The sequence below is a fragment of the Pseudomonas asgharzadehiana genome (assembly GCF_019139815.1).
Taxonomy (GTDB): Bacteria; Pseudomonadota; Gammaproteobacteria; order Pseudomonadales; family Pseudomonadaceae; genus Aquipseudomonas; species Aquipseudomonas asgharzadehiana.
In genome coordinates this window covers 3566617-3590749 of sequence record NZ_CP077079.1, presented here as the reverse complement: position 1 = coordinate 3590749, position 24133 = coordinate 3566617, and the positions used below count along the sequence as shown (strand labels likewise).

At 61.0% G+C, this 24133-nt stretch carries 19 protein-coding genes; 9 read left to right on the top strand and 10 right to left on the bottom strand.

Going from position 1 to position 24133, the window contains the following annotated elements; translation table 11 throughout:
* Window positions 1–7 precede the first annotated feature (7 nt).
* Both KSS96_RS16090 and KSS96_RS16085 read left to right on the top strand, forming a co-directional pair.
* Window positions 8–2053, top strand: coding sequence for a hypothetical protein (locus KSS96_RS16090; protein ID WP_217855083.1), 2046 nt, complete (start codon window positions 8–10; stop codon window positions 2051–2053).
* A gap of 235 nt (window positions 2054–2288) precedes the next feature.
* A complete protein-coding gene (locus KSS96_RS16085; RefSeq protein WP_068936597.1) occupies window positions 2289–4550 on the top strand; it encodes an autotransporter outer membrane beta-barrel domain-containing protein in 2262 nt (753 codons plus the stop codon).
* Window positions 4551–4671: 121 nt separating this feature from the next.
* Here the strand turns inward: KSS96_RS16085 and KSS96_RS16080 are convergent, their stop codons facing one another.
* The 3 genes from KSS96_RS16080 to KSS96_RS16070 all read right to left on the bottom strand — a co-directional run bounded on the left by KSS96_RS16080 (window position 4672) and on the right by KSS96_RS16070 (window position 9699).
* On the bottom strand, window positions 4672–5313 hold the full coding sequence (locus tag KSS96_RS16080; protein ID WP_065878924.1) for a DUF1345 domain-containing protein: 642 nt from the start codon (window positions 5311–5313) through the stop codon (window positions 4672–4674).
* Window positions 5314–5439: 126 nt separating this feature from the next.
* Window positions 5440–8538: an efflux RND transporter permease subunit gene (locus tag KSS96_RS16075; RefSeq protein ID WP_017528502.1), complete on the bottom strand. Its 3099-nt coding sequence runs from the start codon at window positions 8536–8538 to the stop codon at window positions 5440–5442.
* 6 nt (window positions 8539–8544) lie between these two features.
* Window positions 8545–9699 (bottom strand): efflux RND transporter periplasmic adaptor subunit, encoded by a 1155-nt coding sequence (locus tag KSS96_RS16070; protein WP_217855081.1) that lies wholly within the window; start codon window positions 9697–9699, stop codon window positions 8545–8547.
* Window positions 9700–9905: 206 nt separating this feature from the next.
* On the opposite strand from KSS96_RS16070, the gene KSS96_RS16065 reads away from it, so the two are divergent.
* The 3 genes from KSS96_RS16065 (at window position 9906) to KSS96_RS16055 (ending at window position 12947) form a co-directional block, all read left to right on the top strand.
* Window positions 9906–10607: a response regulator gene (locus tag KSS96_RS16065; protein WP_017528500.1), complete on the top strand. Its 702-nt coding sequence runs from the start codon at window positions 9906–9908 to the stop codon at window positions 10605–10607.
* A 3-nt stretch (window positions 10608–10610) separates the two neighbouring features.
* Window positions 10611–11915 carry an ATP-binding protein gene (locus KSS96_RS16060; protein WP_017528499.1) on the top strand — a complete coding sequence of 435 codons (1305 nt, stop codon included), beginning with the start codon at window positions 10611–10613 and terminating at the stop codon, window positions 11913–11915.
* A gap of 246 nt (window positions 11916–12161) precedes the next feature.
* A complete protein-coding gene (locus KSS96_RS16055; RefSeq protein ID WP_017528498.1) occupies window positions 12162–12947 on the top strand; it encodes a sulfite exporter TauE/SafE family protein in 786 nt (261 codons plus the stop codon).
* Between the two features lie 73 nt (window positions 12948–13020).
* On the opposite strand, the gene KSS96_RS16050 is transcribed toward KSS96_RS16055, so the two are convergent.
* On the bottom strand, window positions 13021–14259 hold the full coding sequence (locus tag KSS96_RS16050) for an acyl-CoA dehydrogenase family protein (RefSeq protein ID WP_017528497.1): 1239 nt from the start codon (window positions 14257–14259) through the stop codon (window positions 13021–13023).
* A gap of 269 nt (window positions 14260–14528) precedes the next feature.
* Here KSS96_RS16050 and sfnG point away from each other — a divergent pair, with 269 nt between their 5' ends.
* Together sfnG and KSS96_RS16040 are read left to right on the top strand one after the other, a co-directional pair.
* Window positions 14529–15614 carry a dimethylsulfone monooxygenase SfnG gene (gene sfnG / locus KSS96_RS16045; RefSeq protein WP_017528496.1) on the top strand — a complete coding sequence of 362 codons (1086 nt, stop codon included), beginning with the start codon at window positions 14529–14531 and terminating at the stop codon, window positions 15612–15614.
* A 285-nt stretch (window positions 15615–15899) separates the two neighbouring features.
* Complete coding sequence (locus tag KSS96_RS16040; RefSeq protein WP_217855079.1) at window positions 15900–16919, top strand: 2-oxoglutarate and iron-dependent oxygenase domain-containing protein; 1020 nt, start codon at window positions 15900–15902, stop codon at window positions 16917–16919.
* Window positions 16920–16978: 59 nt separating this feature from the next.
* Here the strand turns inward: KSS96_RS16040 and map are convergent, their stop codons facing one another.
* Together map and KSS96_RS16030 are read right to left on the bottom strand one after the other, a co-directional pair.
* A complete protein-coding gene (map, locus tag KSS96_RS16035) occupies window positions 16979–17731 on the bottom strand; it encodes a type I methionyl aminopeptidase (RefSeq protein WP_068936593.1) in 753 nt (250 codons plus the stop codon).
* Entirely contained in the window at window positions 17731–17931 is a 201-nt protein-coding gene (locus KSS96_RS16030; RefSeq protein WP_003190946.1) for a ParD-like family protein, read from the bottom strand. Before KSS96_RS16030 ends, map begins: the two co-directional genes overlap by 1 nt.
* Before the next feature lie 271 nt (window positions 17932–18202).
* Between KSS96_RS16030 and ilvA the strand changes: the two genes are divergently transcribed.
* Complete coding sequence (gene ilvA, locus KSS96_RS16025) at window positions 18203–19213, top strand: threonine ammonia-lyase, biosynthetic (RefSeq protein ID WP_017528493.1); 1011 nt, start codon at window positions 18203–18205, stop codon at window positions 19211–19213.
* 246 nt (window positions 19214–19459) lie between these two features.
* Window positions 19460–19732, top strand: coding sequence for a DUF1652 domain-containing protein (locus KSS96_RS16020; protein WP_026067307.1), 273 nt, complete (start codon window positions 19460–19462; stop codon window positions 19730–19732).
* A gap of 59 nt (window positions 19733–19791) precedes the next feature.
* Here the strand turns inward: KSS96_RS16020 and KSS96_RS16015 are convergent, their stop codons facing one another.
* The 4 genes from KSS96_RS16015 to KSS96_RS16000 form a co-directional block, all read right to left on the bottom strand.
* Window positions 19792–20049, bottom strand: a complete 258-nt coding sequence (locus tag KSS96_RS16015; protein ID WP_017528491.1) for a DUF2790 domain-containing protein — start codon at window positions 20047–20049, stop codon at window positions 19792–19794.
* A 100-nt stretch (window positions 20050–20149) separates the two neighbouring features.
* The gene (locus KSS96_RS16010) at window positions 20150–21088 is read right to left on the bottom strand and encodes a carbohydrate kinase family protein (protein WP_065878928.1); all 939 of its coding nucleotides are present in this window, start codon (window positions 21086–21088) and stop codon (window positions 20150–20152) included.
* 12 nt (window positions 21089–21100) lie between these two features.
* Window positions 21101–22582, bottom strand: coding sequence for a xylulokinase (gene xylB, locus KSS96_RS16005; RefSeq protein WP_017528489.1), 1482 nt, complete (start codon window positions 22580–22582; stop codon window positions 21101–21103).
* Between the two features lie 56 nt (window positions 22583–22638).
* The gene (locus KSS96_RS16000; RefSeq protein WP_217855077.1) at window positions 22639–24120 is read right to left on the bottom strand and encodes a mannitol dehydrogenase family protein; all 1482 of its coding nucleotides are present in this window, start codon (window positions 24118–24120) and stop codon (window positions 22639–22641) included.
* Between the last annotated feature and the right edge of the window lie 13 nt (window positions 24121–24133).

The window sequence follows — 24133 nt, the reverse complement described above, 5'->3', positions numbered from 1 at the left end:
ACATGAAATGATAGATAAAATTTCTACAAAGGCGGTAATTATTGGCGGCTCGCCTACCTTGGAAGTTATCGAGGTCCAAGATGTAATTGATACTGCCATAGGCCTTGTTTCAAGGGTGGCGGCGACTAGCAGCCTGAGGCTGTTATGCCCTTCCGGCGACTTTTCAGAGGACGGTGATTGGATCGAAATTTTCTCGCGAGACCCGGACAGTTCACTACCCGACGCCTGGACCAGAATATTTGGTCCCGTACAGTTTTTCGGTGCGACCGCAGGCGGCAATATTTCTGTAGTGATTGATGCACCGGCAGGCTCGGGCGGATTTCCGCATGGTAAAAGACGGCTCCGTCATCAATTGTTTGTTAACGACTTTGCGGACCCGAGCATTCCAGGCAGCGTGGACAGACCCTCTGACGTGGGGGAGTACTCGCCAGAAGTGAAGGTGGAGTTCGACCAATATACTGCCTATGAAAGCATCGGCAATAAGGTGCGGCCACCCGCACCGCAATACACGGGGTCATTGCCGGCGGGTGCTCCGGTTACGGCTGCTCACCTCGCCACGGCGGGCGGTCTGCCATTTAGCATTCCCGACAACGCTTATGCGATTGAAAGCGGGAAGTGGCATCCGGGCGATGTCATCCGCTTTTACTGGACCAAAGGCGATACGGCGCTGGACGCGGAAGAAGTTGGAGGGCTCGTTCCACCACGGCCGATGCTGCAAACCGGTAACGTCTTTACATTGCCTGCAAGTGCTATCACCCAAAGTGGTGAATACAAGCTTATTTATACAATCAGTGACCGGATGGACCGGCCCGGCTTGCCATCAGTGGCTTCCAGGCCTTTCACCGTAGCGTTGGCGCCGGCACCAGAGAATCTACAGCCGATCATTATTGACCAGGCCCCGGACCTTATTGATAACTTGCTCAATATTGCCGACCTTACCCCAGGCCCTACGGGAAGCCTTGCAGCCTACACAAACTTCGACCTGACCAAAGACCAATATCAGATCATATGGGGCGGGCAGCCAGCGAGCCAGTGGTTCCCTGTTACCCAGTTCCCCATCACGCTCAATCAAGCCCTCCTGACCCCACTGGCCCTGGCTGACTACGGGACGACAAAAGGGCCGAAACCGACCGCTGTGAAATATAACCTGCGCCGAGACGGTGAGGTTATCGACGGCCCGACCACAACGATCAATGTGGATTTCAGTGTCACAGGGCCGGACAACCCCGGAACACCCGGCAGCCCGAACACCAGACTGCTCCCTGTGAAGATTTTTGGTCAGGGGTCGACTGAGCTCAACACGCTGAGATTTGCGCACGCCGGCAACCCTGTCACTGCTGAGGTTGAGTTATGGGTCGGCGCTGACGTGCCGGCACCTGGCATGTGGATTCACCTGGTATGGAGCGACGGCAGTTTAGTGGCTCCTCCCTTTGAAATTACCACTCAAGCAGAAGGCGCAATCGTCAGGTGGGAATTCCCTTGGAGCTATGTAGCTGCGGCAGGGAACGGCATTAAAAATGTCCATTATTTCATTGCATCAACGCCTGTCCCAACGGCGGCCGATAACCGCAATCGTTCGCCGGATACACCGGTCGAGGTTATAGACGCCGTGACGTCTACGCTGGTAGCGCCTCGATATTTGGGGGTCCGGGGAACAGGGCTAACTGAACAATGGAACTGCGATTCGTTAAGGGTCCTTCCGTTGACGACGCCAAACACGTTTGTAGGACAGATCTTTGTGCCGGCGGATACGAGGATGGCCGAGGGTCAACAATTGAAGCTGGAGCTGCGGTTGTTCCGACCTCGTACCGGCACTCCGATTGACGACCGCAAGCAGACTTACAGCGTGACTGTCACAAGAGTCATCAAGGACAACGGTCATACCTTCAATATACCGTTCAGTTTTCTTAAAGAAGCTCGCCTCGGGCGCGCGGAGGCGGTTGTCACGGTGGCGTTGGACGACGGCACTACCGGGCGCGGTGAGGCCGCCGTCAACATACGTACGACGCTGTCGACGAGTTATTGCGACTTGTCTCCAGTTGTCGGTCCTTAGGGCTTGTTAGTCAGATAGCGGCAGGTTCCCCCTTTCTTTCGTGGGAGGGGGAACATTCTGATCATATTGCATTTGATAGATCACTCCGCTCACAGCGGTTTAACCGTGGGAGTGCAGATTTTTCCTACATAAAAGAAAGCGTTTAATTTTTATTCTGGCGCCGCAGAGGTAAGGCCCTATTCGCAGGTAGCGAGCCGAACCGATTTTGTTGGCCTCATATTAAGAGTGATTGACCATGTCGGCACTGAATACGTTCGAGCTCAAGCCATTGAGTGCGATGATGAAAATCCCCACCGTTACATTCTGTTTGTTTGCCGCGCTGCAGGGTCAGGCACAGGCGGTGCAGGTGGGTAACGGTGAGCAAAGAACCATTGATGACACTACGCAGTCAACGGATTGGCAATTGTCGGGCCAGTCGACGCTGAATATGAATCGCGCGACAGCAACAGACATTGGCCTGACAACCTCCACGTTAAACATGAACAGTGGCAGCGTGGCGAACAGTATTCGTGCTGAACGCGGTTCTACCGTCAATATCAACTCAGCACAGGTTTCTTCGAGCGACCCTATTCTGGGCGCCGTGCGTCTTGAAAGCAGTAACGCTTTTATCAACGACAGTACGATTACCAATAGTCGCGGCGTAGCCTTGCAGGCGTTTGGTGTGTTGGGTACGTCAAATGGTTCATCGGTTCAGGTCGCCAACAGTACGATCAGCGGAGCTATTGGCGGCGCGGAAGCCAGCAGCGGCAGCGAGTTGCACTTCGAACGGGGCACTGTGGTGCAGGGTACGGGAACCGGGGCATTCGGGCTCGCCCTGTCCGGGGGCACGGCGACAGCCAGCCAAAGCACCATTCTCGGCGCCGGTCATGGGGTATCGTTCACCCGCGGTCGTGCAGATACAACAGATGGCAAACTGGTTCTGGACAACTCCATGGTCGAGGGAGCTATTGGTTCGGCTATCTCCGTCAGGGGTACGCCAAACCGAGTTCCGGTGGTAGCCATCGATGTGTTGAATGGCTCCACATTGAAGGGCGGCAATGGCAATCTGCTGAGCGTTTCTGGCGGTGCCACGGCGACGATGAATGTGGATAACAGCCGGAATCTGGTCGGCAATGTGGTTGCCGACGCCACCAGCACTGTCCATTTGAGCCTGCAGAACAACGCCGAGCTGACAGGCCAATTGCAGAATGTCTCCAGCTTGAACGTGGGCGCCGCTTCCAACTGGAACATGACCGGTGACAGTCAGGTGGGTGCGCTTAACATGGCCGGTGGCACCGTGACCATGGGCGCGCCGAATGAGTTTTATCAACTGAACCTCTCGACACTGTCCGGCGACGGCACGTTCGTCATGGGCACCGACTTTGACCAAGGCAAGACGGACTTCATCAATGTGACCGGCCAAGCTACGGGCAATCACAGCCTGGCGCTGTCGGCCAGTGGTGCCGAATTGGTCAAAACCCAGGTTGTGCACACCGGTGGCGGTGATGCGGCCTTTGCCCTCAAGGACGGTCCGGTTGACATGGGCGCCTATGCCTACAACCTGAAAAAGGAAGGCAATGACTGGTTCCTGGATACCCAAACCCGAGTCATGAGCCGCAGCGCCCGCGTGGTGACGGCATTGTTCAACACCCCGGTGACCATCATGACCGCGGAAGAGGGCTCGTTGCGCGCGCGGATGGGCGAATTGCGCTACTCCCCGAAGAGCACAGGCCTGTGGATCCGTGGTTTCGGCAGCAAATATGAGGTATCCCAGAGCTCAGGGACCGGCTACACGCAGAACTTGCAAGGTTTCTCCCTGGGTGCCGATATGCCGCTGGGCGATAGCCAATGGAAGGTAGGTGTATTTGGTGGTCACAGTAATTCCGACGTGAACCCGGTTCGCGGCTCCTCCGGTACGGTCAAGAGTTACTTCCTGGGTACTTATGCAACCTGGATGGATGAAGAAAGCGGTTTCTACTTTGATGCGGTTGCCAAAGCCAACCGGTTCCAGAATGAAGTCAAGGCAACCCTCAGTGATAACACCTCCACCAAGGGCAACTACAGCAATGTGGGCGGTGGTCTGTCGGCGGAGTTCGGCCGTCATATCACACTCGGGGAAAGTTCCTATATTGAACCTTACGGCCGACTGTCGACCATCGTGGTTCAGGGCGGAACATACAGCCTGAAAAATGGTTTGCAAGTGGAAGGTGAGCGTACCCGCTCAAGGACAGCCGAGGCCGGTGCGACCGTTGGGCATGAGTTCCAGCTCGACGACGGCACACTTATTAAACCTTACTTGCGTATGGCCGTGGTCCACGAGTTTGCCGACAACAACAAGGTCCTGATCAATAATCAGGCGTTTAACAATGATTTGTCGGGCTCGCGTACCAAGTATGGTGCCGGTGTGGCGGTGAAGTTTACGCAGGATCTGCAAATGCACGCCGACGTTGAAACCAGTACCAGTGACAAAATCAAGCAGAAAGCGGCAGTGAACGTTGGCCTGCGTTATGCCTTCTAAATAAACAAGTTGTACAAAAAGCTCTGATCGAAAGATCAGGGCTTTTTTTGTAGGCGCTGTTCAACAGTTTCCCTGCTTATAAGATGATGTTCGCCCGCTGCCGGCGAAAAAACATGCAGCTTTAACTGAACAGCCCGGCGGCTATATTGATCGAGAAACCCAGGATCGCCGTATTGAACAAAAAGCCAATCAGCGACTGCCCCAGCACTACCTTGCGCATACTGCGCGTGGCCACCCCCACATCGGCCGTTTGCACCGCCACGCCGATGGTGAACGAGAAGTACAGGAAGTCCCAATAGTTGGGGGTGCGCAACCCTTCGGCAAAACGCAGCGCAGGTTCGTCACCGTCCCAGGTGTAGAACAGGCGGGCATAGTGCACGCTGAAGATCACCCCGATCAGCAGCCAAGAACCGATTACCGTCAGTGCGGTGAAACCGTAGTGAAGCAGGCGTGCGGAGCGGTCGAGGTCTTTGATGCCTATCAGGTTGAGCGTGATGGCCGCCAGGCTGGCGATCGCCGCGATGCACACCATGAACAACACCAGGCCGGCGTTCTCATCCTCGATCTCGGCGATGCGCTTTACATCGTCGGCGCGCGAGCGGCTGGTGAGCCACAACATCAGCAGCAGGTAGGTCCAGACGCCGGCATTCCAGCCGATGAGGATTTTGCTGATCAGCGTATCGGCTGGGGCCAGGATACCCACGGCAAGGCCGAGCACGGCGGCGGTCGAAAGGCGAGGGTGGGTGCGGGCGAGCAAGGGCATGGTGGTTCACGACTGGGTAGTTCAGAGCACCATAGCTTATACGGTTGTACCCAATGATGAAGGTGACCGATAACGCGTGGCGAGGGCGCTTGCTCCCTCGCCACAACTGCATCGTGTTCCGCCGGGTCAGCCTGTCTTGTGACGCTTGCGCACCAGCTTCATCACCACCACAAAGAACACCGGCACAAACACCACCGCCAGTGTCGCGGTGATCATCCCGCCGATCACGCCGGTGCCGATCGCCTGCTGGCTGGCCGAGCTGGCCCCGGTGGCAATCGCCAACGGCACCACGCCGAGGATAAACGCCAGTGAGGTCATGATGATCGGCCGCAGGCGCAACCGCGCCGCTTTCAAGGTGGCGTCGATCAGGTCTTCGCCCTGGTCATACAGGTCCTTGGCGAACTCGATGATCAGGATCGCGTTCTTGGCCGACAGCCCGATGATGGTAATCAAGCCCACCTTGAAGAACACATCGTTGGGCATGCCGCGCAAGCTCACGGCCAACACCGCGCCAAGCACGCCCAGGGGTACCACCAGCAGCACCGAGGTCGGGATCGACCAGCTTTCATACAGCGCGGCCAGGCACAGGAACACAATCAGCAGCGACAGCCCCAGCAGCAACGGCGCCTGGGCACCCGACAAACGCTCCTGCAGCGACAGGCCGGTCCATTCCTGGCCCAGGCCGGCCGGCAGTTGGCCGACCAGGCGCTGAATCTCTTCCATCGCCTCACCGGTGCTGTGTCCGGGGGCGGCTTCACCACTGATGGCAATCGCCGGGTAACCGTTGTAACGGGTCAACTGCGCCGGGCCCTGGGTCCATTTGGCTTTGACGAACGCCGACAGCGGCACCATGTTGCCGGCCTTGTTGCGCACGTTGATCTTCATCAAGTCCGCCACCTGGCTGCGCTGATCGCCTTCGGCCTGCACCACCACGCGCTGCATGCGACCCTGGTTGGGGAAGTCATTGACATAGGCCGAGCCAACCGCCGAAGACAGCACGCTGCCCACGTCTGCGAACGACACACCCAGTGCGTTGGCTTGCTTGCGGTCCACTTCCAGCTGCACCTGCGGCGCTTCGGCCAGCGCGCTTTCGCGCACATTGGCCAGCACTGGGCTCTTCGCGGCGGCTGCCAGTAACTCGGTACGCGCCGCCATCAAGGCCGCATGGCCGACGCCGCCGCGATCCTGCAGGCGAAATTCAAACCCGCTGGAGGTGCCCAGGCCGTCCACCGGCGGCGGCAGCACCGCGTAGGCCATCGCGTCCTTGAGTTCGCTGAAGGCCATGTTGGCGCGCTCGGCAATGGCCGCCGCGGAATCGTCGCTGCCGCGTTGCGACCAGTCCTTGAGCGTGGTAAACGCCAGCGCGGCGTTTTGCCCCGAGCCGGAGAAACTGAAGCCCATGATCATGGTGGTATCGCCCACCCCCGGCTCACCCGCGTTGTGCGCTTCGATCTGCTCGGCGACCTGCACCGTGCGGTTCTTGCTCGCGCCCGGCGGCAACTGGATATCGGTGATGGTGTAGCCCTGGTCTTCCACCGGCAGGAACGAGGCGGGCAGGCGCGTGAACAACCAGCCCAGCCCTGCCAGCAGCACCAGATAGATCAGCAGGTAACGGCCGCTGCGTTTGAGCGCATAGGCCACCCAGCCTTCGTAACGGTTGGTCAGTTGCTCGAAGCGCTGGTTGAACCAGCCGAAGAAACCGCCCTTGGCATGGTGCTCGCCCTGGGCGATGGGCTTGAGCAAGGTGGCGCACAGGGCCGGCGTGAGGGTCAGGGCGAGGAACGCCGAGAACAGGATCGAGGTAGCCATCGACAGTGAGAACTGCTGGTAGATCACCCCCACCGAACCCGGCATGAACGCCATCGGCAAAAACACCGCCACCAGCACCAGGGTAATCCCGATGATGGCGCCGGTGATCTGGCCCATGGCTTTGCGCGTGGCGTCCTTGGGCGACAGGCCCTCGGTCGCCATGATGCGCTCGACGTTCTCTACCACCACAATCGCATCGTCCACCAGAATGCCGATGGCCAGCACCATGCCGAACATGGTCAGCACGTTGATCGAGAAGCCCAGCAACAGCAGGGTGGCGAAGGTGCCCATCAGCGCAATCGGCACCACCAGGGTGGGGATCAAGGTGTAGCGCACGTTCTGCAGGAACAGGAACATCACCGCAAACACCAGCGCCATGGCCTCAAGCAAGGTGTAGACCACCTTGGTGATCGAGACTTTGACGAACGGCGAGGTGTCGTACGGGATCTTGTATTCCACATTGGCCGGGAAATAGCGCGACAGCTCATCCATCTTCGCGCGCACCAGGGTCGCCGTGTTCAGCGCGTTGGCCCCCGGCGCCAGTTGTACGCTGACGGCGGTGGACGGCTTGCCGTTCAGGCGCGTGGAGAACTGGTATTCCTGGCTGCCGATTTCCACCCGCGCCACATCGCCGATACGCACCGTGGAGCCGTCCGGGTTGGCCTTGAGTACGATGTCGGCGAATTCCGCCGGCGTCGACAGTTGCCCCTTGACCAGGATCGCGGCGGTGATTTCCTGGGTCTGGGGGCCCGGCAAGTCACCGATGCTGCCCGCCGACACCTGGGCGTTTTGCGCACTGATCGCGGCGTTGACATCGGCCGGGGTCAGGTTGAAACCGATCAGTTTCTGCGGGTCGATCCAGATGCGCATGGCACGTTCGGCGCCATACAACTGGGCCTTGCCCACACCGTCCAGGCGCTTGAGTTCGTTCATCACGTTACGCGCCAGGTAATCGCTGAGCGCCACGTCGTCGAGCTTGCCGTCGTTGGAGGTGAGGGTCACCAGCAGCAGGAAACCGGCGGAGACTTTTTCCACCTGCAAGCCTTGCTGGGTCACGGCCTGGGGCAGGCGCGGCTCCACCGCTTTGAGGCGGTTTTGCACGTCCACCTGGGCCATTTCCGGGTTGGTGCCCGGCTGGAACGTCGCGGTGATGGTGGCCGAGCCGAGGCTGCTCTGGGATTCGAAATACAGCAAGTGATCGGCACCGTTGAGCTCCTGCTCGATCAGACTCACCACGCTTTCATCCAGGGTCTGCGCCGACGCGCCGGGGTACACCGCGTAAACTTCCACTTTCGGCGGCGCGACGTCGGGGTATTGCGCCACAGGCAACTGCGGAATGGCGAGGAAGCCGGCCAGCAGGATAAACAGGGCAACCACCCAGGCGAAGACCGGGCGGTCAATAAAGAACTGCGGCATGGCGGGTTATTCCTTTACGGGCTGGCCGGAGGCGGGGCTGTCGTCCACTTCGACTTTGTCACCGGGGCGCGCGTGTTGCAGGCCTTCGACGACGATGCGGTCACCGGCCTTGAGGCCATGGCTGACCACCCAGCGATCATTGATCACCGGGCCCAGTTCGACCGGTTGCAGGCTGACGGTCTGCTCGGCGTCCAGTAGCAGCACCATCGGGATGCCGGCGCTGTCACGCGTAATGGCACGTTGCGGCACGCTGAGGCCTTGCTTGTCGACCGCTTGCTCCAGGCGCACGCGCACGAAACTGCCGGGCAACAGGTCCAGGTCCGGGTTGGGGAACTCGCTGCGCAGGATGATCTGCCCGGTGCCGGGGTCGACGCTGATCTCGGCGAACAGCAATTTGCCCGGCAATGGATACAGGCTGCCATCGTCCTGGATCAAGGTGGCCTTGGCCTGATCCTGGCCCACCTGCTTCAAGCTGCCGGCACGGAAGGCGCGGCGCAGGTCATTCAGCTCGCGGGTGGACTGGGTGAGGTCGGCGTGGATCGGGTCCAGTTGCTGGATGATCGCCAACGGTGTGGCTTCGTTCTGTCCGACCAGCGCGCCTTCGGTCACCAGCGCGCGGCCGATGCGCCCGGAAATCGGCGCGGTGACCGTGGCGTAGCCCAGGTTCAACCTGGCGCGCTCGACGGCGGCTTTATTGGCGGCGACTTCGGCGTTGGTCTGGCGCAGGTTGGCGCGCGCGTTGTCGTAGTCCTGGCCGCTGATCGCGTTGCCTTCCACCAACTGGCTGTAGCGCTGCTCCTGCAGGCGCGCCTGGAATGCATTGGCCTGGGCCTTGCTCAGGTTGGCCAGCGCGCTGTCCAGGTCCGCCTTGAAGGGCGCCGGGTCAATGCGAAACAGCACGTCGCCCTGTTTCACATCGTGGCCTTCCTTGAACACCCGTTGCATCACCACCCCGGCCACCCGTGCGCGCACTTGGGCGATGCGCGGCGCGGCGATGCGCCCACTCAGTTCACTGGTGATGGACAGCGGTTTGGCTTGCAGGGTCTCGACCCGCACCTTGGCCAGGGGCACTTGCGGCGTTTGCTCGGTGGACGGGCCACACGCGCTCAGCGCCAGCGTGAGGGCCAACAGGCCAAACGGCGCCAACAGATTCTTCGACATGCTCTTATCCCAATAATGACTGGCGCATCCTAAGGGCACCTGCGCCGTGGTGCTGTGAAGCTGTGTAGCTCGTGTGTGAAGAAATGTAAGGCGGCACCTATCGTCCGCCCGGGACGTATATCCTTACAAAATCGCGTAAACACCAAAGACCCCCTGTGGGAGGGGGTTTATGCACTACTCATAACTGTATTTCATGGAACACCTTAATGCCCAACATCCTCCTGGTGGAAGACGACGCCGCACTCTCCGAGCTGATTGCCAGCTACCTGGAGCGCAATGGCTACCACGTCAGTGTGCTCAGTCGGGGTGACCAGGTACGTGAACGTGCCCGCCTCAACCCGCCGGACCTGGTGATCCTCGACCTGATGCTGCCGGGACTGGACGGCCTGCAAGTGTGCCGTCTGTTGCGCGACGATTCGGCCGGCCTGCCGATCCTGATGCTCACCGCCCGCGATGACAGCCACGACCAGGTGCTGGGCCTGGAGATGGGCGCCGACGACTACGTGACCAAACCCTGCGAGCCCCGTGTACTGCTTGCCCGCGTCCGTACCTTGCTGCGCCGCAGCAGTCTGTCCGAGCCGCAGGTGGCCAACGACCAGATCATCATGGGCAACCTGTGCATCGACCTGTCGGAACGCACCGTGACCTGGCGCGACCAGGCGGTGGAGCTGTCCAGCGGTGAATACAACCTGCTGGTGGTACTGGCGCGTCACGCCGGTGAAGTGCTCAGCCGCGACCAGATCCTGCAACGCTTGCGTGGCATCGAGTTCAACGGTACCGATCGCTCGGTGGACGTGGCCATCTCCAAGCTGCGCCGCAAGTTCGACGACCATGCGGGCGAGGCGCGCAAAATCAAGACCGTGTGGGGCAAGGGCTACCTGTTCAGCCGTTCCGAGTGGGAATGCTGAGCCATGTTTCGAGTGCTGCTGCGTCTCTACCTGATCACCATCGTCACCTACAGCGCGGCGATCTATCTGATTCCCAAGCTGGTGATCCAGCTGTTCGAACACCGTTACCTGAACTACAACGTCGAGCAGTCCCGCGGCCAGCAAACGCTCATCGTCAAGCAATACCTGCGGGCACCGGTGGAGCGTTGGTCCCAGGTCACCGAACAACTGGGCCGCGAGTTTGCGCCGCAAAAGGTGCAATTGCTGTTGCGCCAGGACGCCAGCTTCACCCCTGAAGAAGAACACCTGCTGGAGCAAGGCAAGCCCGTGGTGCGCCTGGGGGAGTGGGGCTGGATGGAGGAAATCAGCTCGCCGATCAACGACCAGTTCGTGGTCAAGCTGACGATACCGCCCGACCCGATGGACATGAACGTACTCTACTGGGCCATCAACGTGCTGATCGGCGCGGCGCTGCTGGCTTGCTTGCTGGTTTGGCTGCGCCCGCACTGGCGAGACCTGGAACGCTTGAAAAGCACCGCCGGGCAACTGGGCCGGGGCAACCTGGCTGAACGCACGCATATTCCCGCCAACTCCAGCATCGGCAGCCTGGCCTCGGTATTCGACACCATGGCCGACGACATCGAGCACCTGCTCAACCAACAGCGCGACTTGCTCAATGCGGTTTCCCACGAACTGCGCACCCCGCTGACACGCCTGGATTTTGGCCTGGCCCTGGCGCTGTCCGAAGACTTGCCCGAGGCCAGCCGCGAGCGCCTGCACGGTCTGGTGGCGCACATCCGTGAGCTGGATGAGCTGGTGCTGGAACTGCTGTCTTACAGCCGCCTGCAAAATCCGGCGCAACTGCCGGAACGGGTCGATGTGGTGCTCAACGAGTTTATCGACAGCGTGCTGGGCAGCGTCGACGATGAACTGGAAAACCCCGAAATCGTCATTGATGTGGTGCTCGATTGCGCCGTGGAGCGCTTCAATCTCGACCCACGTCTCACCGCCCGCGCCTTGCAGAACCTGTTGCGCAACGCCACGCGTTACTGTGACGCGCGTATCCAGGTGGGGGTCAAGGTATGCCCGCAGGGCTGTGAGATCTGGGTGGATGACGATGGTATCGGCATTCCGCTGGACCAGCGCGAGCGTATCTTCGAACCGTTCTACCGTCTCGACCGCAGTCGCGACCGCAGCACCGGCGGGTTTGGCCTGGGCCTGGCCATCAGCCGCCGTGCCCTGCAAGCCCAGGGCGGGACCTTGACCGCGCTGGCGTCACCGCTGGGCGGTGCACGGTTCCGGGTGTGGTTGCCGACGGCAGCCGATTAGAAAACCGCTGCGCGAAGGCGCGCACTGTGCCCCCGTTTTGTCCGAAGAGAGATTGGCCATGACCGCTATGCACGCATCCGCTCAGGCCGGCACTTACGTCCAAAGCGGCTTTTCCCTACCAGACTCAAGCCTAGTGCTGCCATCGACTGACGTAAAAGGCATAAAGTCAGATCATATTGGTATAAGTCGTTATAAGAAAAATCGCTATCCTGCCGCCAGAATTTTATAAGGCCGCGGGTAGCGTTAATGGAAGTGGGTAATTTTGGTTTTGTGATCGCCGGCCTGATCGTAGGTTTTATCGTCGGCATGACCGGTGTCGGCGGGGGCTCGCTGATGACCCCGATTCTGCTGTGGTTCGGCATCAACCCGGCCACCGCCGTGGGCACCGACCTGTTGTACGCCGCGATCACCAAGTCCGGTGGCGTGCTGGTGCATAGCAAGAACAAGAACATCGACTGGACCATCACCGGCTGGCTGACCCTCGGCAGTGTGCCTGCGGTGCTGCTGACCCTGTGGTTCCTCGCCAGCCTGCATACCGACCCCAGCGCGATGAACGCGGTGATCAAGCAGGCCCTCGGCGTGGTGCTGCTGTTGACCGCCCTGGCGATCCTGTTCAAGAAAACCCTGTTGGCCTTTGCCCAGCGGCATGCGGGCGACAGCTACCATATGAACCCGCGCAACCTGAACGCGCTGACGGTGCTCACCGGCGCCATCCTCGGCACCATGGTCGCCCTGACCTCCATCGGCGCCGGCGCCCTCGGCACCGTGGCGCTGTTTATCCTCTATCCGTTCCTGGCCACGCGCCGCCTGGTGGGCACCGAAATCGCCCACGCCGTGCCCTTGACCCTGGTGGCGGGCCTTGGCCATGCGGGCATGGGCAATATGGACTGGCAACTGTTGGGCTTTCTGTTGATGGGCTCGCTGCCGGGCATCTACATCGGCAGCCACATGACCGGCAAAATCCCGGACGGCGTATTGCGCCCGTGCCTGGCGGTCATGTTGATGGCGGTCGGGTACAAACTCGCGTTTTGAGCCGTTCGCGGTCCAAACCTGAAATCCCAGCCTTGAAATACCGCCAATGTGGGAGGGAGCAAGCCCCACCTGTTCAGTCTTTGCCCGGGCCATTGCCGATCTGCCATACAAACGGCGGCTCGGTCCCATTGATCACCCAATCGCCGACAATGCGCGCCTTGTAGATCACCGGGTTGTGCGACGACACGGTACGCGCGTTGCGCCAATGCCGGTCGAGCGCCTTGCCCTGGCGGACATCCGACGCCCCCAGCGCATTGAACAACTGGCTGGTGGCGCGCTGGATCAAGTCCGACACCACCCCCTGCGCCGTCGCCGATTCAATCTCGGCCGCCACATTGGCTTCGCGCTCTGCGGCATCGTCGCCGCCAAACCGCGCCACGTAGGCCTGTTGGGCCGGTAGCGTCGCCCGCAACGCACTGGCCTCGGCGGCGTACACCAGCGCCGCCACTTCGCCCACCACCTGTTGCACCTGTGCATCCTGGCTTACATGCGGCGCATTGCCGTGGCTGTAGATGCGCTTGCGGCTGCGCACTTGATGGGCCACATCGCGCAACGCCGCGCGGCCGATGCCGGCCAGGCTGGCCAGCAGCACCAACTGGTAAAACGCGGTCTGGTATTTGAAGCGGGTGGCAAAATCGATCACGTTATCCGCCTCTACCACCGCATCGGTAAAGCGCGACGTGCCGCTGCCGGTGGTGCGCTGGCCAAACCCGTCCCAGTCGTCGCTGTGTACCACCCCAGGCTGACGCGCGCGGGTGGCGGCAATCACGTCGGCGCCGGTGTCGCTGCGTTGGGCGTACACGTCGATCCAATCGGCGAAAATGCTGCCGGTGCTGTAGAACTTTTCACCGTTGAGCTTCCACTGATCGCCGTCGGGGCTGACCTGAGTCACCACGTCGCCGATGGCCACGTTGCCGATTTCGGTCCAGGCGCAGCCGACGATGTCGCCCTCGACAAAGCGCTTGAACCACAGGTCACGCCCGGCGCTCGGCGGTGCATTCAGGCGGTCCTCGGCAAAAGCAAAATGCCCGCGCAGGGCCTGGGGCACGTTGGAGTCGGCCTCGGCCAGTTCGATCAGCAACTGGAACAGTTGCGGCAGGGACGCGCCGCCGCCGCCGTATTCCACCGGCACGCGCACCGCGCCGAAACCGGCTTGCTTGAGCCATTGGATCGGCTCATGGGGCAGGGTGCGGCTGAGTTCGCGCTGCACCGCGCCGTCGGCGATGCGCTGGAAGATCGGCCGGAAACGCGCGGCCAGCGTGGGGTAGTCGACGCCGATGGACAGCGGGTTGATGACGTGGTGTTCGGTCATGGGCAAGGCTCCGGGGGCAAGGGTGAATGTACAGGGGGGGTTGCACAGTCCGTGCCGGGTACCAGGGCCAATGTTTACAGGGGGTTCAATGCGCTTGCTGTTGCTGCAGCAACAGCGATTCGACAAACCGGCCCGATCCCTGACATTGACCTTTACCTGCGCCAGGGGCGGTTTTTTCGCCGCAGCGCCCATGGCACGGGCGTTTGCCCATGGCTGGCACGCTTGCTGCTCAAGTGCTGGGTACATCCCTGTACATGAGGTAGCGTTCGATGAGTCAGCAAGCCGTGAAATTTGCCTATTGGGTGCCCAACGTCAGCGGTGGGCTGGTGGTCAGCAAGATCGAGCAACGCACCCACTGGGGCATCGACTACAACCGCAAACTGGCGCAACTGGCCGAAGCCGCCGGCTTTGAATATGGCCTGACCCAGATCCGGTTCACCGCCGGCTACGGTGCCGACAACCAGCATGAGTCGGTGGCGTTCAGTCACGCGCTGCTGGCCGCGACCACCACGCTTAAAGTGATCGCCGCGATCCTGCCGGGCCCCTGGCAACCGGCGCTGGCGGCCAAGCAACTGGCGACCATCGACCAGCTCACCAACGGCCGCATCGCCGTGAATATCGTCAGCGGCTGGTTCAAGGGCGAATTCCAGGCCATCGGCGAACACTGGTTGGAACACGATGAGCGGTATCGCCGCTCCGAAGAATTCATCCGCGCCCTCAAAGGCATCTGGACCCAGGACGATTTCACCTTCAAGGGCGACTTCTACCGCTTCAACAACTACACCCTCAAGCCCAAACCCCTGGGCCGGCCGGAAGTGTTCCAGGGCGGCAGCTCACGGGCCGCGCGGGACATGGCGGCACGCGTTTCGGACTGGTACTTCACCAACGGCAACACGCCGGAGGGCATCAAGGCCCAGGTCGACGATATTCGCGCCAAGGCGGCGGCGAATAACCATTCGGTCAAAGTCGGCGTGAATGCCTTTGTGATCGCCCGCGACACCGAAGAAGAAGCCCGCGCCGTGCTGGCCGAGATCATCGACAAGGCCGACCCGGAAGCGGTCAACGCCTTTGGCGACGCGGCTAAACAGGCCGGCAAGGCTTCACCTGAAGGCGAGGGCAATTGGGCCAAATCGAGCTTTGAAGACCTGGTGCAGTACAACGACGGCTTCAAGACCAACCTGATCGGCACCCCGCAGCAGATCGCCGAACGCATCGTTGCGCTCAAGGCGGTGGGCGTGGACTTGGTGCTGGCGGGGTTCCTGCATTTTCAGGAAGAAGTGGAGTACTTCGGCAAGCGCGTGCTGCCGCTGGTGCGTGAGTTGGAGGCCAAGGCGGGGATCAGGCAAGTGGCCTGATCCATCGGTTGCCGCCCCGCAGCGCCTGGTTCAAATCATCGTGTGGGCAGGGAGGCCTGCCGCTGTCCCCAGTTATCGGGCCATTGACGCGCCCCGAGTAAAGTCGACAGCTGGTTATTTTCAGGCCCGCTGCCGGGGTCTATAAGGACTGTTCCCGCACGGGAACATACACGACGTACATGATCCAGGCCTGCAATGCCGGGCCTGGAGCAGTTCCGTTGATGGAGCAGTTCAGCGTCACATCCGTGAATGCACGTCTCTTTAATGGATTTAAGGAGACACGACATGACTGAGTTAACCACCTTCACCCTGCCTGAAGCCGTAACCGGCAGCCACGCCGATCACCAACTGGGCCGCAAGCTCATTGAGGCATGGCGCACTGACGGTATTTTCCAGGTCGGCACCCATGACGAACAGGACCAGAAGGTCCAGAGGGCCATGGCCGCCAGCAAGGCTTTTTTCAAGCAGCCCAGACAAGACAAGTCGCGCTGGGTCAGCGAACTGACCTATGCCGGGTATGTCGCCTCTGGCGAAGAGGTCACCGCCGGTGAGCAGGATCAATCGGAAATCTTCACCCTCTGCAAAGACCTGCCGCTGGATGATCAACGCGTCAAGGACGGCTGGCCGTGCCACGGTCCTGTGCCGTGGCCCAACGACGAGTACCGCGACAGCATGAAAGCGTTACTGGCGGAACTGGATGTGACCGGCGAGAAGTTGCTCAAGTTGGTGGCGCTGGGCCTGGAATTGGAGATAAACGCGTTAACAGCCCTGAGTCGGGATGGCTGGCATCATATGCGCGTGCTGCGCTTCCCTGCCAGCTCGGCACATACCCACCGTGGGATTGGCGCCCATACCGACTATGGCATGTTGGTCATTGCGACACAGGATGAGGTGGGTGGTTTATACATTCGCCCCCCGGTCGAAGGCGAGCAGCGCAAGCGCAACTGGCTGCCTGGCGAAAGTACCGCGGGGTTATTCGAAAATGACGAACCCTGGACATTCGTCAAACCGGTGCCACGCGTATTCACCGTATTTCCCGGTGATATTTTGCAGTTCATGACCCACGGTTATCTGCTATCGACGCCGCACAAGGTAACGCTCAACACCCGCGAACGCTTCGCCATGGCCTATTTTCACGAGCCCGCTTTCAACGCTTCGGCCCGGCCCTTGTTGGATCCGCTCAACGGTGAGCGCATTCATTACGGCACGCACTTTACCAATATGTTCATGCGCTGTTACCCGGAGCGGGTAACCACCGAGCGTATCAAGCTTCAGGACCGCCTGCGTCACCTAGAAAAAGGCTGACTCCACACGCTTGACGGTGCCCCGACCTGGTGATGCCGGGGCGGGGCGCCGGGCATGCGTCAGCCCCGTTGCAGGGTCAACACCTCAAACCCGTCTGCCGTCACCGCCACGGTATGTTCCCACTGCGCCGACAGGCTGTTGTCCTGGGTCACCACCGTCCAGCCGTCCTTGAGGCTGCGTGTTTTGGCGCCGCCCTGGTTGAGCATGGGCTCTACGGTAAACACCATGCCTTCGCGCAGTACGAGCCCGGTGCCGGGGCGGCCGAAGTGCAGGACCTGCGGCTCTTCATGCATCTGTTTGCCGATGCCATGGCCGCAGTATTCACGCACCACGCTGTAGCCGTTGGCCTGGGCGTGGCTCTGGATCGCATGGCCGATGTCGCCCAACCGCGCGCCGGGCTTGACCTGGCGGATACCGGCCCACATCGTTTCAAACGTCATCTCGACCAGGCGCCTGGCCTTGGGGGCGACATTGCCGACCATGTACATCTTGCTGGAGTCGGCGATGTAGCCGCCTTTTTCCAGGGTGATGTCGATGTTGATGATGTCGCCGTCCTTGAGGATGTCCTTGGCGCTGGGCATGCCGTGGCACACCACCTCGTTGATCGAAGTGTTGATGCAGAACGGGTAGTCATATTGCCCGAGGCTGGCCGGGCGGGCTTTCAACTCGTTGCGGATAAAGGCTTCGACAGCAGCGTCCAGCTCAAGGGTGGAACGGCCGGCGGCGACAAAACCGTCGAGCATCGTAAAGACCTGGGCCAGCAGGCGCCCGGATTCGCGCATGATTGCCAGTTGTGCGGGCGTCTTGATCATCAACTGCGCCCCCGGATCAAGTCGGGTTTATCGAGCAACAGTTTGTTGATCAGTTCGTTGTAGGGCAGGTGGGGATTGAGTTCGGCGAGCAGGCCGATCTTGATCCAGAACTCGGCCTGGGCGTTGATGGAACGGTCCATCGCGGCGCTGGCCAGGCGCAGTTGTTCGTGTAATTGGTCGGTGATCTTGACGATGCCCATGGGGTTCACTGTGATAATGGAATATACAAAGCGTATATGTTTCGTATGCTCTCCGTAAACCCCGCGCCGCTAAATGGCGGTTTGCCATTGACTTGCCGCGTCGCCGCCGGTTAATTTCGTGACATGACATTTCAAGCCTTCCGCAGCCAGCCGAGCATTATTACCGCCATTCCTTATTTGGCGGGATAGCGCTCGGCTGTACCCAAACCCGCCCTAGAGGCGGGTTTTGTTTTTCCGTCTCCAGGGCTCTGTACACAGCCAGGAGACACCGATGAGCGCCCAACCCCACGACACGGGACTGCTTGAACATTACGTAAAAAAGATCCTCGCCGCCCCGGTCTACGACCTGGCGGTGCGCACGCCGCTGCAAGCGGCACCGGCGTTGTCGGTGTTGCTTGGTAACAAGGTGCTGCTCAAGCGCGAAGACCTGCAACCGACGTTCTCCTTCAAGATCCGTGGCGCCTACAACAAGTTGATGCAACTCACCGCCGAGCAAAAGGCCCGGGGCGTGGTAACGGCGTCGGCGGGTAATCATGCGCAAGGCGTGGCGCTGGCGGCGCGAGAGTTGGGGATTCGCGCGCGCATCGTCATGCCGTGCAGCACGCCGGAACTCAAAGTGCTGGGCGTGCGCTCCCGAGGGGCCGACGCGGTGTTGCATGGTGAGAGCTTTCCGTTTGCCTTGGCCCATGCGCTGCAGTTGGCCGATACATCGGGCTGCACCTTCGTTTCGCCGTTCGACGACCCGGACGTCATCGCCGGCCAAGGCACCGTGGCCATGGAAATCCTGCGCCAGCAGCAAGGTGCGCTGGACGCGATCTTCGTGCCGGTGGGCGGGGGCGGCCTGATCGCCGGGATTGCGGCGTATGTCAAATACCTGCGCCCTGAAGTGCGCATCGTCGGCGTCGAATCCGAAGGCTCCAGTTGCCTGCTGGCTGCGCTGCGCGCCGGGGAGCGCGTGGTGTTGCCCGGTGTCGACGGTTTTGCCGATGGCACGGCGGTCGCGCAGATCGGCGCCCATGGCTTTGAGATCTGCCGGCACTGGGTGGATGAGGTCATCACCGTGAGCAACGACGAACTGTGCAGCGCCATCAAGCTGATCTACGACGATACCCGCTCTATCACCGAACCTTCCGGTGCACTGGCGGTGGCGGGCATCCGCAAATATGTGGCTGAACGCGGCGTGCGCGAACAGACCCTGGTGGCGGTTAATTCCGGGGCGAATATCAACTTCGATAGTTTGCGACATGTTGCTGAAAGAGTGGCGGCCCGCGCAGCTGTTTAACCGCAAGCGCTGGATTAAACGTTTAATCGACGCCGTTCGCCGATGTTTTAAACGGCGCTGTTAAGTTCAAATTTAGTGTCTATAAAACACTGGGTTGCTTATGAGGAAAAGTTACAACACAAGGCGGTTTTGCCGAGTACGCTTGGGTGTTGAAGGTGTCTTCCAAGGTCGGTAAGACGGCGCAGGCACGCGCCTGTCAGGCACATGAAAATCTGTTGGCAGTCTCAAAAAAAGGAGAGGTTGACCATGCTTTCGGAACTGGAACTACGCAGCATTATTGAAGGAAGTTTCCTGCCCAAACGGTGCGAATGCACCAAAGCCGAAGATGCTTCGCTGACGATCAAAGTTTATGACGACCGCGACCGTGACCGGGTGGATTTGGAAGTCAAGGGTATCAACGCGGACAAACTCGACAGCAGTCGAGCCATTTGCAACCTGATTACCGGGTTGCGTGAAGACCTTAAACAAACGCACACGCCAGTCCTGCAACGAGCAGGAGGGCGCGCTTACTACTCGTGAGTTGACCGTGCGACCCGATGGGCCTGGCATATGCCGGGCCCAGTGTTTTGCACGAGCTCTCAATTCTGCAAGCTGCACGCCTCGGACAGTTTTCGATAACCCACATCTTCGATTTTCCCGGCCTTGTCCACGAACTTGATATCGGCATCGATGACCTTGCATTCGTCTGTCGGCGTTTCGTTCATGGCAATTACATGCTTGATATTCATCGGCATGCCGTACTGGTACGGCACCGGTTTCTGATCGTCGGCCTGGGCCAGGCCGCAGGTTGCCGCCAGCGCCAGGGCGCCGGCGAGCATCAAAGTGCGCAATTTCATGGCAGTGCTCCGCAAGTGGGTTCGACTTCACTGTCGACTTGCGCGATTAACCATCGATTAATGATGGCGAGCCTGACAAAACCTTCATCAAACGCGGCGTTCAGCCCAACTGTCGGCGGTACGGCAAGTCCGGCCCGGTCTTGGTGCAGGTCAAGGCCGCGGCACGGATGGCGAAGCCCAGCATGGCGTCGATCTGCGCGCGCGTGAGCTGTTGCAGACCCTCTACCGAATCCAACCGTTGCTCGGTCAGCCAGGCAATCAACGCGGCCTGGAAGGTATCCCCGGCGCCCACCGTATCCGCCATCTGCACCTTGACCGCCGGTGCGGACCAGTTGCCATGCTGGCGGCTGAACACGCTGGCGCCATCGCCGCCACGGGTCAGGAACACCAATTGGCAACGGTGCTGCAGCCAGCCTTGCAGCACGCTTTCCGGCGCCTGGCCGGGGTAGAGCAGGTGCAAGTCTTCGTCGCTGACTTTGATCAGGTCGGCATGCTGGACCAGTTCCGCGACGCGGTCGCGCCACCGCTGGATGTCCGGTTGCGGGTTGAGCCGCACATTGGGGTCGAGGCTGATCAGGCGCTTGCCGCTTTCACGCTTGACCAGGTTGAGCAGCGTATCGCCGATCGGCTGCACCACCAGCGAGAACGAGCCGATATGCACACCGCGAACGTCATCGCCCAGCGTGGGCAGATGCGCCACTTGCAGTTGCCGGTCGGCGCAGCCTTCGCCGCGAAAGCTGTATTGCGGCGAACCATTGGCGCCCACGGCGACCATCGCCAGGGTGGTCGGCGCGACGAACTCCACCAGGAACTGCTCGCTCACCCCTTCGTCCTTGAGCACCTGCAACAGCCGACGCCCCAGGTAATCGTTGGAGATACCGGCGAAAAATCCGGCCTCGATGCCCAGGCGGCGCAGGCCCACCGCCACGTTGAACGGCGAGCCGCCGGCAATCGCCTTGTAATTGAGCTTGGATGCCAGCCCGCTGGCGTCCTCCTCGCTGAAGAAATCAAACAGCGCTTCACCACACACCAGATACATAGTCGTTCGCTCTTAAAGGGTTGCCACTAGCTGTTGATAACGTTCGTAAGCCTGTTGATAGGCGCTGACATTGGCCGCCACCGGCAGGGTGCGGCTGGTGGGGTCCACGCTCACGCATTTGTCGCACAGGCTGCTCAGGGGCTCGCCGGACTGGCTCCACGCCGCCTGGATCGCCGCGCCCAGGGCGGCGGCTTCGCTTTGTTCGGTGCAGATCACTTCGGTGTTCATGATATCGGCGACCATCTGCCGCCATACCGGGCTTTTCGAGCCGCCGCCGATCAGGCGGATGCGCAGGCTTTGCAGGCCGGTCTGGCGCAGCAGGTCGAGGCCGTAGCGCAGGCCGAACGTGGTGCCTTCGACCACGGCGCGGCACAGGTTGGCGCGGGTCAGGTTGGTCATGGTCAGGCCATGCAGGCTGCCGGTGGCGTGGGGCAGGGCGGGTACGCGCTCGCCGTTGAGAAACGGCAGCATGCTGACGCCGTCTGCGCCAATCGGCGCTTGCTCGACCAAAGCGTTGAAGGTGTTCAGGTCGAGTTCGAACAACTCGCGGATAACGCTGGTGGCATTGGTCAGGTTCATGGTGCAGATCAACGGCAACCAACCGCCGCTGGAGGAGCAGAACGTCGCCACCGACGCCTGGGGGCTCACGTTGGGTTGGTCGGCGAACGCGTAGACCGTGCCGGACGACCCCAGGCTCATGGTGATCACGCCCGGTGCGATATTGCCGGTGCCGATGGCGCCCATCATGTTGTCGCCGCCGCCGCTGGCGACCCTGGCGTTGGGGTTGATGCCCAGGCGTTCGGCGATGGCCGGTAGGATGGTACCCACGGCCTGATCGGCTTCGATCAGCTCGGGTAACGCCGCCTCCAGGCGACCGCTCGGGTCGATGTGCCGGAGCAACGCCACATCCCATTCACGGCTGCGCACATTGAAATAGCCGGTGCCCGACGCATCGCCGTATTCGGCGACAGCGCGGCCGGTCAGCCAATAGTTGAGGTAGTCGTGGGGCAGCAGCACATGGGCGATGCGCGCGAAGAGGTCCGGGTGCTGTTCGCGGGTCCACAGCAGTTTGGACACGGTGTAGCCCGGCGCGATGGCCACGCCGAGGCGCTCCAGGGAACCGCTTTCGCCGCCCAGGTGTTGCAGCAGCCGCTCGTTCTCGGGCGTGGTTTCGGTGTCGCACCACAGTTTGGCCGGGCGCAGCACCTGGCCCTGCTCATCAAGCAGAACCAGCCCGTGCTGCTGGCCGGAAACGCCGATGCCGAGAATATCCTGGCCATCCACGCCGGCCTGTTGCAGGGCGCGATGGGTGGCCTCGGTGAACGCGTCCAGCCACTCATGGGCATGCTGTTCACGCCGCCCATTGGCGCCGCTGATCAATGTATGCGCGGCGGCGCCCAGGCCAAGGACCTTGCCGCTGGAAGCATCGAGGACGATGGCCTTGGTGCCCTGGGTGCCGCAGTCGATGCCGAGGAACAGGTTTTGCTGGGTCATGATGATTTGCTCAGCAGAATTATTTTTAGGATTGGCAACCCGCCCCTCCCACATTTCTAAACCGGTTTCTTCAGGAGGTTTTGCAGGGTCGCTGTGACCCCGTTATCACGCAAGCTCACAAAACACCGCTCGAAAGCTGCCACAAACGCAGGCGAGTTGGGAATAGCCGTGCCGAAAATCTCTTCCACGCCCAACAGGCGTTTGCTGATCAACGCATCATCGCTCACCAGCCCCTGGCAGAACTCGGCACGCGGGTCGGGAATCGTGTAGGTCACGCCATTCTCATCCACACCCTTGAGGTACAACGCCCAGGCAGCCACCACCAACGCCGCGCGCTCAGTCTCACGCCCATCCGCAATCAAGCGGTTAATGGTCGGTACGGTGAATTTGGGAAACTTCGACGAGCCATCCGAACACACGCGCTCCAACTGGTCGGCAATCGCCTGGTTGGAGAAGCGCTCCACCAGCGTCTGCTTGTACGTCGTCAGGTCGATGCCGGGTACCGGCGCCAGGTTCGGCGTGACGTCCAGGTCCATGTAGGCACGCATATAGGCGACGAAGACCGGATCGTTCATGGTCTCGTGCACAAACCGGTAACCCTTGAGAAACCCCAGGTAGGTCAGCGCCAGATGGCTGCCGTTGAGCAACCCGATTTTCATCTCTTCGTAGGGCGTCACGTCGTCGGTGAATTGCACGCCGACCTTTTCCCAGGCCGGGCGGCCGTTGACGAATTTGTCTTCCAGCACCCACTGCACGAAGGGCTCGCACACCACCGGCCAGGCATCATCGATGCCGTGCTGGTCGTGCAGTTGCAGGCGGTGCGCGGTGCTGGTCATTGGCGTGATGCGGTCGACCATGGCATTCGGGAAACTCACGTTGGCCTTGATCCAATCATGCAGCCCGGCGTCGTGCAGGGCGGCGAACGCCAGCAGGGCCTTGCGCGTGACGGCGCCATTGTGCGGCAGGTTATCGCAGGACATCACGGTGAACGCCGGAGTGCCGGCGGCGCGGCGCCTGGTGAGGGCGGCGCAGATAAACCCGAACACGGTTTTCGGCGCGCCGGGGTGCGCCAGGTCGTGCTGGATCTGCGGCAGGTGGGCCATGAACTCGCCGTTACTGTCGTCGATGCAGTAGCCGCCTTCGGTGATGGTCAGCGAGACGATGCGAATCGCCGGGTCAGCCAGTTTATCGATCAGCGCCTGGGCGCCGTCCTCGGCCAGCAGCATGTCGCTGATCGCGCCGATCACACGCACTTCGGTGTCATCGGTGTCGCCCAGTTCATACAGGGTGAACAGGTAGTCCTGGCCGGCCAGGTCGTCGCGGGCCTTGCGGTCCTCGGCGCGCAGGCCGACGCCGCAGATGCTCCAATCCAGGCCTTCGCCGGTGTTCATCAAGGCATCGGTGTAATACGCCTGGTGCGCGCGGTGGAAACCACCGACGCCGATATGGGCGATGCCCTGGGAGGTGCTGGCAAGGGTGTAGGCCGGGATTTTTACCAGCGGCGCCAGTTGGGTCAGGTTCTGTGTAGTGAGCTTCATAACGTAGTACTCG

Coding starts and splice junctions, on each gene's coding strand:
- KSS96_RS16090 (WP_217855083.1), top strand. CDS start 8: ATGATAGATAAAATTTCTACAAAGGCGGTAATTATTGGCGGCTCGCCT.
- KSS96_RS16085 (WP_068936597.1), top strand. CDS start 2,289: ATGTCGGCACTGAATACGTTCGAGCTCAAGCCATTGAGTGCGATGATG.
- KSS96_RS16080 (WP_065878924.1), bottom strand. CDS start 5,313: ATGCCCTTGCTCGCCCGCACCCACCCTCGCCTTTCGACCGCCGCCGTG.
- KSS96_RS16075 (WP_017528502.1), bottom strand. CDS start 8,538: ATGCCGCAGTTCTTTATTGACCGCCCGGTCTTCGCCTGGGTGGTTGCC.
- KSS96_RS16070 (WP_217855081.1), bottom strand. CDS start 9,699: ATGTCGAAGAATCTGTTGGCGCCGTTTGGCCTGTTGGCCCTCACGCTG.
- KSS96_RS16065 (WP_017528500.1), top strand. CDS start 9,906: ATGCCCAACATCCTCCTGGTGGAAGACGACGCCGCACTCTCCGAGCTG.
- KSS96_RS16060 (WP_017528499.1), top strand. CDS start 10,611: ATGTTTCGAGTGCTGCTGCGTCTCTACCTGATCACCATCGTCACCTAC.
- KSS96_RS16055 (WP_017528498.1), top strand. CDS start 12,162: ATGGAAGTGGGTAATTTTGGTTTTGTGATCGCCGGCCTGATCGTAGGT.
- KSS96_RS16050 (WP_017528497.1), bottom strand. CDS start 14,259: ATGACCGAACACCACGTCATCAACCCGCTGTCCATCGGCGTCGACTAC.
- sfnG (WP_017528496.1), top strand. CDS start 14,529: ATGAGTCAGCAAGCCGTGAAATTTGCCTATTGGGTGCCCAACGTCAGC.
- KSS96_RS16040 (WP_217855079.1), top strand. CDS start 15,900: ATGACTGAGTTAACCACCTTCACCCTGCCTGAAGCCGTAACCGGCAGC.
- map (WP_068936593.1), bottom strand. CDS start 17,731: ATGATCAAGACGCCCGCACAACTGGCAATCATGCGCGAATCCGGGCGC.
- KSS96_RS16030 (WP_003190946.1), bottom strand. CDS start 17,931: ATGGGCATCGTCAAGATCACCGACCAATTACACGAACAACTGCGCCTG.
- ilvA (WP_017528493.1), top strand. CDS start 18,203: ATGAGCGCCCAACCCCACGACACGGGACTGCTTGAACATTACGTAAAA.
- KSS96_RS16020 (WP_026067307.1), top strand. CDS start 19,460: ATGCTTTCGGAACTGGAACTACGCAGCATTATTGAAGGAAGTTTCCTG.
- KSS96_RS16015 (WP_017528491.1), bottom strand. CDS start 20,049: ATGAAATTGCGCACTTTGATGCTCGCCGGCGCCCTGGCGCTGGCGGCA.
- KSS96_RS16010 (WP_065878928.1), bottom strand. CDS start 21,088: ATGTATCTGGTGTGTGGTGAAGCGCTGTTTGATTTCTTCAGCGAGGAG.
- xylB (WP_017528489.1), bottom strand. CDS start 22,582: ATGACCCAGCAAAACCTGTTCCTCGGCATCGACTGCGGCACCCAGGGC.
- KSS96_RS16000 (WP_217855077.1), bottom strand. CDS start 24,120: ATGAAGCTCACTACACAGAACCTGACCCAACTGGCGCCGCTGGTAAAA.